The sequence below is a fragment of the Gallibacterium genomosp. 3 genome (genome assembly GCF_001678475.1).
GTDB classification, from domain to species: Bacteria; Pseudomonadota; Gammaproteobacteria; order Enterobacterales; family Pasteurellaceae; genus Gallibacterium; species Gallibacterium faecale.
In genome coordinates, this window is the sequence record NZ_JTJR01000042.1 from 1 (window position 1) to 9,434 (window position 9,434).

8 protein-coding genes and 1 other annotated feature are annotated in these 9,434 nt (G+C 37.9%); of the genes, 4 read left to right on the top strand and 4 right to left on the bottom strand.

Annotated elements, in window-relative coordinates; genetic code table 11:
* Positions 1 to 247: 247 nt before the first annotated feature.
* The 4 genes from hisD to mtr form a co-directional block, all read right to left on the bottom strand.
* Positions 248 to 1,534: a histidinol dehydrogenase gene (gene hisD / locus QV06_RS09645; RefSeq protein WP_065237950.1), complete on the bottom strand. Its 1,287-nt coding sequence runs from the start codon at positions 1,532 to 1,534 to the stop codon at positions 248 to 250.
* Positions 1,535 to 1,545: 11 nt separating this feature from the next.
* A complete protein-coding gene (hisG, locus tag QV06_RS09650) occupies positions 1,546 to 2,445 on the bottom strand; it encodes an ATP phosphoribosyltransferase (RefSeq protein WP_065237951.1) in 900 nt (299 codons plus the stop codon).
* Between the two features lie 32 nt (positions 2,446 to 2,477).
* Positions 2,478 to 2,598 (bottom strand) — a sequence feature (His leader region).
* Between the two features lie 130 nt (positions 2,599 to 2,728).
* A complete protein-coding gene (locus QV06_RS09655; protein WP_156542046.1) occupies positions 2,729 to 3,487 on the bottom strand; it encodes a class I SAM-dependent methyltransferase in 759 nt (252 codons plus the stop codon).
* A gap of 2 nt (positions 3,488 to 3,489) precedes the next feature.
* Entirely contained in the window at positions 3,490 to 4,746 is a 1,257-nt protein-coding gene (gene mtr, locus QV06_RS09660) for a tryptophan permease (RefSeq protein ID WP_156542049.1), read from the bottom strand.
* 401 nt (positions 4,747 to 5,147) lie between these two features.
* On the opposite strand from mtr, the gene QV06_RS09665 reads away from it, so the two are divergent.
* The 4 genes from QV06_RS09665 to deoD all read left to right on the top strand — a co-directional run bounded on the left by QV06_RS09665 (position 5,148) and on the right by deoD (position 9,321).
* Positions 5,148 to 6,440 (top strand): NupC/NupG family nucleoside CNT transporter, encoded by a 1,293-nt coding sequence (locus QV06_RS09665; RefSeq protein WP_065237954.1) that lies wholly within the window; start codon positions 5,148 to 5,150, stop codon positions 6,438 to 6,440.
* Between the two features lie 106 nt (positions 6,441 to 6,546).
* The gene (gene deoC / locus QV06_RS09670) at positions 6,547 to 7,326 is read left to right on the top strand and encodes a deoxyribose-phosphate aldolase (protein ID WP_065237955.1); all 780 of its coding nucleotides are present in this window, start codon (positions 6,547 to 6,549) and stop codon (positions 7,324 to 7,326) included.
* Between the two features lie 28 nt (positions 7,327 to 7,354).
* On the top strand, positions 7,355 to 8,587 hold the full coding sequence (gene deoB / locus QV06_RS09675; RefSeq protein ID WP_065237956.1) for a phosphopentomutase: 1,233 nt from the start codon (positions 7,355 to 7,357) through the stop codon (positions 8,585 to 8,587).
* Between the two features lie 17 nt (positions 8,588 to 8,604).
* Complete coding sequence (gene deoD / locus QV06_RS09680) at positions 8,605 to 9,321, top strand: purine-nucleoside phosphorylase (RefSeq protein WP_065233780.1); 717 nt, start codon at positions 8,605 to 8,607, stop codon at positions 9,319 to 9,321.
* Positions 9,322 to 9,434: the final 113 nt, after the last annotated feature.

Genomic DNA, 9,434 nt, shown 5'->3' on the forward strand with positions numbered 1-9,434 from the left:
AAGTGATCATTTTTCGAACGGAGTGAGAAAAATCTCTGTTTTTTGCCGCTCGGAAAATCTTATTGGAATGAGGGTTAGCAAGTGTGCGAGGGTGTGTTTCTTTTGCTTCGTTTTCTTTACACAAGTAAAGAAAATGAAGTCGCCCTTTAGGGCGAAACCTAAATACTAATTAGAATAAAAATATCTGAAAAAATATTAAATAGATTTTATCATTAAACTAAAGCGGGCAATTTGCCCGCTTTACCAATTACTTTAACGACTGACAACGCAAAGTAACTGCATTTTTATGGGCTTGTAATTGCTCAGCTTCAGCCATTAATTCAACTGTACGAGCAAGATCAGAAAATCCTTGCGGAGTAAGTTCTTGTACTGTCATACGTTTACTAAAGTCAGCTAAACCAAGGCTAGAACTGGTACGGCTGTATCCATAGGTTGGTAAGACGTGGTTTGTCCCAGAAGCATAATCGCCCATACTTTCTGGTGAATAAGCACCTAAGAAAATAGAACCTGCATTATCTAAATAAGGTAATAATTCGCGTGCTTGCTGAACCTGCACAATTAAGTGTTCAGGGGCATAATCATTACTAATTTCTACACATTGTTGTAAATCTTCAGCGATGATAATACGGCTATGAGAAAGTGCTTTTTCAGCAGTTTCGGCACGAGGTAATTGAGTTAATTGTTGTGCAATAGCTGCTTCTGTTGCTTGAGCGAGTTGTTGGCTCGGCGTAACCAAAATAACTTGAGAATCTGAACCGTGTTCAGCTTGAGAAAGTAAATCTGCGGCAACAAATTGTGGATTAGCAAACTGATCTGCAATCACCAGTACTTCAGATGGACCAGCTTGCATATCAATCGCAGCACCATTTGGATCTTGGCTAACTTGACGTTTTGCTTCGGTAACAAAAGCATTACCGGGACCAAAAATTTTATCCACTTTAGCAATAGACTCTGTACCAAATGCCATTGCCATTACAGCTTGTGCCCCACCTACTTGATAGATGGTTTCTACACCACAAAGTGAAGCGGCATATAAAATTTCATCCGCAATAGGTGGTGGAGAACAAAGGATAATTTGTTGGCAACCTGCAATTTTTGCTGGCGTTGCGAGCATTAACACAGTTGAAAATAATGGTGCAGAACCACCAGGAATATATAGCCCTACTTTATTAATTGGACGAGTTAATACTTGGCAACGTACACCTGGTTGCGTTTCAATATCTACTGGTTGTGGCTTTTGAGCTTGATGGAATCTGGCAATATTTTGTTGTGCAGTTTGAATAGCTTGTTTTAATTTAGTTGGAATTCTGGCACTAGCAGCAGCAATTTGCTCAGGCGAAACTTTTAATGCGGTCAATTCGACTTTATCAAAGTGTTGGTTAAGTTCAAACAACGCTTGATCACCTTTTGTTAGGACTAATTCACGAATTTCATCAACTGCAGCTTGGATCGTTTTTGAGCTACCAATAGCAGGGCGTTGCATTGCTTGTTGACGTTGTTGCTGATCGAGATCGTTCCAAATAAGCGTTTTCATATGAGATTCCTTTAGTTCATCATTTTTTCAATTGGTAATACAAGAATTGAGCTTGCACCGATCGCTTTTAATTGTTCCATTGTTTCCCAGAATAGATTTTCTTGGCTAACCATATGTAATGCGACACGATCATCTTCATTTGCTAACGGTAGAATGGTTGGATCTTCAACTCCTGGTAATAATGCAATGACTTCTTTTAGTTTACTTTTTGGTGCGTGTAACATAATGTATTTAGATTCTCTTGCTTGCATTACCCCTTGAATACGTGTGAGTAATTTATCAATTAATTGTTGTTTTGCTGGATCTAGAGGATTATTTTGTTGGATAAGGCAAGATTTTGAACGATAAATGACATCAACTTCACGCAATCCATTAGCTTCTAGTGTTGCTCCAGTAGAAACTAGATCACAGATCGCATCCGCTAAGCCAGCACGAGGTGCAACCTCAACCGATCCATTTAATAGACAGCTTTTAAATTTTAAGCCACGCTCGCTCATAAAACGTTTTAATAATTGTGGGTAAGAGGTAGCAATACGCATATTATTTAATGACTCTGGACCGGTATATTCGGCATCTTGTGGAACCGCAATGGATAAACGGCAACCACCAAAATCTAAACGAGTCAGCATTTTATAGTTCGCTTCCTCTCCACTGGCTTTGCGTCTAAGCTCTTCTTCTTCTAATACGTTTTCCCCAATAATCCCGAGATCAACGACACCATCAAATACTAAGCCGGGAATATCGTCATCACGAACACGTAAGATATCAATAGGAAGATTTTCTGCGTAAGCAATTAATCGTTGTTCATTTAAGTTAATTTTTACACCGCATTGTTTAAGGAGTTCTTGGGAATCTTTGCTAAGACGACCAGATTTTTGCATTGCAATACGTAAACGAGTTTTGTCTGACATTGTGTATCCTTCTTTTTTGTAAATGCTTAAAAATAAAAAACCCTCCGGAGGACTTCCGAAGGGTATAACTGAGTTTTCGTACTCTCGGAAGTTTTTTATCTTCCAAGCAGCACCAAACGCCTGAAAGATTATTCAGTTGAATGGTGATGATGATGAGAGATACAAACAAATAACATAAAACTTTTAATTCCTAACTAAAAAGCAACGTTGTTTAAACTATGCGATTTTTTAGATTTATGCAAGTATTTTTGTTGAAGATTTTTATGTCTTTTCTTAATACCCTTTATTTAGCTATTTTTTGTGCTTTGATAAATAATAATACAGGTCGATGTTGTAAATCTTTAAACTCATTATGCCATTCTGGTTGATCTGCCAACATAGGTTCTTCAATTTGTTGAATCGCAAAACCAGCTTGAATCAAAGCATTAATAATGGTTGCTAATTTACGATGATAAGTTTTAAATGGTTGCTGAAACCAATTTCGTTGGCGTAATCCTTCATCTCGATAATAGTTTAGACGATACGCAATTTGTTGTTTATTCTGATCTTTCTCCCAACGTTCACCACCTTGATAACAAGTTACAATCGGATGCTCTTGAGAAAAAATAAGTTGTCCATTATCAGTTAATTTTGCTGCGATTTGTGTCAATAATGCAGGAAAGTCTTCAATATAGTGAAAAGCAAAAGAACTGGTTACAAGATCAAACTGATTGTCAGGACACTGGGCTAATTGTTCCATTGCTAGGGTATAGCATTGATAATGTTGCTGATTAACCCCCCTGTGTTGTAGGTTTTTTTCCGCTTGTGCAATCATTTTTTCGGAAAGATCAATACCTACTGCATAGCTTGCACCTTGTTGTAAATAATATTGAAGATGGACACCTGTACCACAACCTAAGTCCAAAACACGTTTATGTTGTAGATTGCCAACAAGACGGAACATTGTTGGCTTTTCGACAATTTCATTCAAACTGATTGGATTAGTTCTTAATTTTTGATAGAGCTGGAAAAATTCCTCTTGGTCATAAACACTTTTTTGCATAATTAACCTGTAAATACGGGGAGAAAACCATAACGCGCAGCTAATTGAGCAACAATATTTAATACACCAAATAAGATGATGAAATAAATCATAAAGTTACCACCAAAAACTGTATAACTTTGCTTAGGGAAACGCTTACGACAAGCTTTGGCTAATAAGGCAGGTACAATGGCTGCCCAGATAGTCGCCGCTAAACCAGCATAACCAATCGCAATTACAAAACCGAATGGAAATTGTAGGCTAAGTAAGAGTGGTGGTAAGAAAGTAATTAAGGTTGTTTTTGTTCTTCCCATAATGCTGTCATCAAATTTACAAAGATCGGCAATATAGTCAAATAAACCTAATGTTACCCCTAAGAATGAACTTGCAATTGCCATATAAGCAAAGAAATTCAAAATCACCGCCATATATTCGGTTTGAATATATTTACTTAATGCACCCAATAAAGCCGCAATATCGCCATCTTTAGCAATAACTGGAGCAAATTCACTGCGTGGCAAATTTCCCTGAATCGCTAACTGCCATAAGATATAAATGGCTAACGCAATTAAAGTGCCTAAAATAATTGATTTTTCGACACGTTTACCGTCACGATTGTAATATTTTACTAAACTAGGTACATTGCCGTGGAAGCCAAACGAGACTAAACAAACAGGCAGAGCGGCGAGTAAATAAGGAAGATAACTTTGTTCGCCTTGAGCAATGGTATTAAAGAGTACCTCTGTTTTTACGGAAGTGAGTAAACCTGTTGTCGAAAGGAAAAAAGCGATTACCATTCCTGCAATTAATACCGTAGTGAAACGATCAACGGCTTTTGTCGAAAACCAAACGAAAGCAGCTAATACTAAACAGAAAATTAAGGAGCCGTAGCTTCTACCTAACTCAACGGCATAACTATCTGTGGTTAAGACCTGATTGAGGAGATTTTCAGTAATTCCACCGCCAGACGTAATATAAGCATAAGTGAGGATATAGAGTACAAATGCCAAGGAAAGACTGTTGATCACATTGGCAGTATTACCTAATAAATCTTTCACGATTGTACTAAAACTTGCACCTATTGGATAGTGTAAGTTTGCTTCCAGAATCATTAAGCCAGATGTCGTCATACAAAACCAGGTATAGATTAGTGCCAAAATAGAACCAACAAACCATAATCCAGCGGTTGCGGTTGGATTGGCAAACATACCAGCACCAATTGCAGTACCGGCAATAATCATGGCACCACCAAGTAAAGAAGGGAGTTTCTGACTCATAATATTTCTCCAAAATAAAAATCTTGCACTATTATAGTAGTACATTGTTAAAAGTAAATACTGACGATGCGAAATTTTCTAAACTAAATTAAATTAAATACACAGTTTATTGCAGTAATATCAAATATCGATAGACCCTAAATAATTTTAGGCTTTTTTAGAAAAATAATTTGTCATTTACTGCTAATTTAGTTTGTCATTTTTTGCCAAGATGAGCTAACAAAGTGAAAAAATGTCATTAAGTAATCGATTACGTTCTCATTTTTACAAATTTCTCAGACATTTTTTTGAAAAACAGGTATAGTTGGCACGTTTATCCTAAGGACGCTTTATTTGGCCCATTTACGGGATAAATGAGTTATCTCATCATTCATCAACAGCCATTTTTCCAATCAGGGGTAATTATGGACTTACTTATGAGTATTATCGGCATTGTTGTGTTATTAGCAATTGCCTTTTTATTATCAACAAATCGCAAAGCGATTAATTTAAGAACCGTAGGTGGTGCTTTTGTTATTCAAGTAGGGATTGGAGCATTAGTACTTTATTCAGAATTAGGTCGTAAAGCATTACTTGGTGCTGCTGAGGCAGTGAATAAAGTGATTGCTTATGGTAACGAAGGGATTAACTTCTTGTTTGGTGGTTTAGTCAGTGACAAGATGTTTGAATTGTTTGGTGGCGGTGGCTTTATTTTTGCCTTACGCGTATTACCTGCAATTGTCTTCTTCGCTTCTTTAATTTCAGTACTTTATTACTTAGGGATCATGCAATGGGTGATTCGCTTAATTGGTGGTTTCTTACAAAAAGTACTTGGTACTTCAAAAACAGAATCCATGTCAGCCGCAGCGAACATCTTCGTTGGTCAAACTGAAGCACCATTAATTGTTCGTCCATATATTTCTACCATGACAGAATCAGAACTCTTTGCGATTATGTGTGGTGGTTTAGCCTCTGTTGCGGGGTCAGTTATGATTGGTTACGCACAAATGGGGGTACCACTTCCTTACTTAATCGCTGCGTCATTTATGGCAGCACCAGGTGGGTTACTATTTGCGAAGATTTTGATTCCACAAACTGAAAAATTCAACGATGATTTAAAATCGGATAGTGAAGAAGATAAACCGTCTAACGTATTAGATGCTGCCGCAATGGGCGCATCATCAGGTATGCAATTAGCAATGAATGTGGGCGCAATGTTATTAGCCTTTATCGCATTAATTGCATTATTAAACGGTATTATTGGTGGTGTTGCTGATTGGTTCGGGTATGGTTCTGGCTCACTGGATCATAAAGAATTAAATCTACAAACTATCTTAGGTTGGATTTTCCGTCCATTAGCGTATGTTATTGGTGTGCCATGGAATGAAGCTGAAGTGGCGGGCTCAATGATTGGACAAAAATTAGTATTAAACGAATTCGTGGCTTATGTTGATTTCGTTAAATATCTTGGTCCAGATTCACCAATGGTATTAGCAGAAAAAACAAAAGCAATTATTACCTTTGCTCTTTGTGGTTTTGCAAACTTTAGCTCAATCGCAATCTTAATTGGTGGGTTAGGTACAATGGCGCCAAATCGCCGTAAAGATATTGCTCGCTTAGGGATTAAAGCAGTTATTGCTGGTTCATTATCTAATTTAATGAGTGCAGCGATTGCTGGATTATTTATCGGATTGGTTGGGCCGGTATTAATGGGCTAACCATTGTGATATAATCACTACACGCAAAAAACACCACGACAACTGTCGTGGTGTTCTATTATTAGGGGATAGAAAACGTTTGCTTTTCTTATAGGAAGGAATAATTATGTCAGAACTTAATCTTATACAAGCAGCAAAGTTAGCTTTATCTTTAATGGATCTCACCACTTTAAATGACAATGATACTGATGAGATTGTGACTGAGCTTTGCCATAAAGAGAGCAATCCAGTAGGGCAAACCGCAGCAGTCTGTATTTACCCACAATTTATTCAAACAGCAAAACAAGCGTTGCAGCAACAAGGTTGTACACAAGTTGCAGTTGCTACTGTAACCAATTTTCCAGCAGGGGCAGCAGATATTGAATTAGCTCGCCGTGAAACAGAAATGGCAATTCAATCTGGTGCTGATGAAGTTGATGTTGTGTTCCCGTATCGAGCATTAATGGCGGGGGATGAAAAAATTGGTGCAGAATTAGTCGCAGCTTGTAAACGTGCTTGTGGCGATAAATTATTAAAAGTGATTATTGAAACTGGTGAGTTACAATCAGCAGAGTTAATTCGTAAAGCGTCAGAAATTGCGATTCAAGCAGGCGCAGACTTTATTAAAACCTCTACGGGCAAAGTGAAAGTCAATGCAACATTGTCGGCAGCCAAAATTATGTTGGAAACTATTCGTGATTTAGGTATCCAAGATCGTGTTGGTTTTAAGGCGGCAGGTGGTGTACGTACTGCTGAAGAGGCTCAACAATATTTACAACTCGCAGCGGATCTTTTTGGTGAACAATGGTTAACGCCACGTCATTTCCGTTTCGGTGCTTCAGGTTTATTAAATAATCTATTATCCACATTAGGTGTAGAAACTGCATCTGCGAAAACAAACTATTAATTAAGATAATCGTTTAAGAGAGGATTCTATGAAACGTGTATTTATTATGATGCTAGATTCTTTCGGTATTGGCGCATCTGCTGATGCTGATAAATTTGGCGATGCTGGTTCAAATACATTGGGACATATTGCTGAACGTTGTGCAGCAGGTTTAGCAAATGAAGGCAGAGAAGGTGCATTAAATATCCCTAACTTAACAAAACTTGGTTTAGGTTTAGCAGCTAAAGAGTCTAGTGGCACATTCCCAGCTGGTTTAGATGAAAATGCAGAACTCATTGGCGGATATGCTCATGCAAAAGAAATTTCTTCTGGTAAAGATACACCATCTGGTCACTGGGAAATTGCTGGTGTACCCGTGTTGTTTGATTGGGGTTATTTCCCTGAACACGAAAATTCTTTCCCACAAGAATTACTTGATCGCATCGTAGAAAAATCAGGGATTCCGGGGTATTTAGGGAATTGCCATTCATCAGGTACAGTGATCTTAGATCAACTTGGTGAAGAACATATGAAAACAGGTAAACCAATTTTCTATACTTCAGCAGATTCTGTGTTCCAGATTGCTTGTCATGAAGAAACTTTCGGCTTGGAAAGATTATATGAGCTTTGCCATTTAGTCCGTGAAGAATTAGAAGGCTACAACATTGGTCGGGTTATTGCGCGTCCATTTATTGGTGATAAAGCAGGAAATTTCCAACGTACGGGAAATCGCCACGATTATGCGGTTGAGCCACCATCAGCAACTGTGTTACAAAAATTAGTTGATGAAAAACATGGGGAAGTGGTGTCAATCGGTAAAATTGCTGATATTTATGCGCATACAGGCATTACACGTAAGATTAAAGCAACAGGTCTAGAAGAGCTATTTGATCGTACTTTAGAAGAAGTTCGTGCGGCAGGCGATAAAACCATTGTATTTACTAACTTTGTGAACTTTGACTCAGATTTCGGTCATCGCCGTAATGTTGCAGGTTATGCGGCAGCATTAGAGTATTTTGATCAACGTTTACCAGAGCTATTGAAGTTAGTGACAGGTGACGATTTGTTGGTAATTACCGCCGATCATGGCTGTGATCCAACTTGGACAGGTACAGATCATACCCGTGAACATATTCCAGTATTACTTTATGGGGCAAATGTACCAAAACAATCTTTTGGCAGACGTGAAACATTTGCGGATATTGGGCAAACCATCGCAAATTACTTTGAATTAAGCCCAATGGATTATGGTTCAACAATCATTGATTTTCATAACAAATAATAAAGAGAGGATAATTTATGGCGACTCCACACATTAATGCCGTTGATGGTGCTTTTGCAGATGTTGTTTTAATGCCGGGCGATCCGTTACGTGCAAAATATATTGCAGAAACTTTCTTAGAAGGTGCGGTTGAAGTAACTAACGTACGTAATATGCTTGGTTATACTGGCACATACAAAGGTCGAAAAGTTTCAGTAATGGGGCACGGGATGGGCATTCCATCTTGTTCAATTTATGCAAAAGAATTGATCACTGAATATGGCGTGAAAAAGATTATTCGTGTTGGTTCTTGTGGTGCAGTGCGCAATGATGTGAAAGTGCGTGATGTTATCATTGGTTTAGGTGCGTGTACTGATTCTAAAGTAAACCGTATCCGTTTCAAAGATAATGATTTTGCTGCGATTGCAGACTTTGATATGGCACAAGCAGCTGTACAAGCAGCAAAACAAAAAAATGCTAAAGTGCACGTGGGAAATCTTTTCTCAGCAGATCTTTTCTATACACCAGATGTCGAAATGTTTGATGTAATGGAAAAATATGGCATTTTAGGTGTAGAAATGGAAGCAGCAGGTATTTATGCAGTAGCAGCAGAATATGGTGCGAAAGCATTAGCCATCTGTACTGTTTCAGATCATATTCGTACTGGTGAACAAACTACATCAGAAGAACGTCAATTAACTTTCAATGATATGATTGAGATTGCATTGGAATCTGTATTAATTGGCGATAAATAATTTATATTTGTTAAGTTTAGATAGCGAGTAGGATTACTCGCTATTAAACTTACTGATAAACCTAAATTTAAGCACAAATCTTCATAAATGTTGAATGGGTTCCCTCTCACACT

What these genes read in the sequence shown, in the direction of transcription:
- hisD (WP_065237950.1), bottom strand. Translation starts at nt 1,534, where the DNA reads ATGAAAACGCTTATTTGGAACGATCTCGATCAGCAACAACGTCAACAA.
- hisG (WP_065237951.1), bottom strand. Translation starts at nt 2,445, where the DNA reads ATGTCAGACAAAACTCGTTTACGTATTGCAATGCAAAAATCTGGTCGT.
- QV06_RS09655 (WP_156542046.1), bottom strand. Translation starts at nt 3,487, where the DNA reads ATGCAAAAAAGTGTTTATGACCAAGAGGAATTTTTCCAGCTCTATCAA.
- QV06_RS09665 (WP_065237954.1), top strand. Translation starts at nt 5,148, where the DNA reads ATGGACTTACTTATGAGTATTATCGGCATTGTTGTGTTATTAGCAATT.
- deoC (WP_065237955.1), top strand. Translation starts at nt 6,547, where the DNA reads ATGTCAGAACTTAATCTTATACAAGCAGCAAAGTTAGCTTTATCTTTA.
- deoB (WP_065237956.1), top strand. Translation starts at nt 7,355, where the DNA reads ATGAAACGTGTATTTATTATGATGCTAGATTCTTTCGGTATTGGCGCA.
- deoD (WP_065233780.1), top strand. Translation starts at nt 8,605, where the DNA reads ATGGCGACTCCACACATTAATGCCGTTGATGGTGCTTTTGCAGATGTT.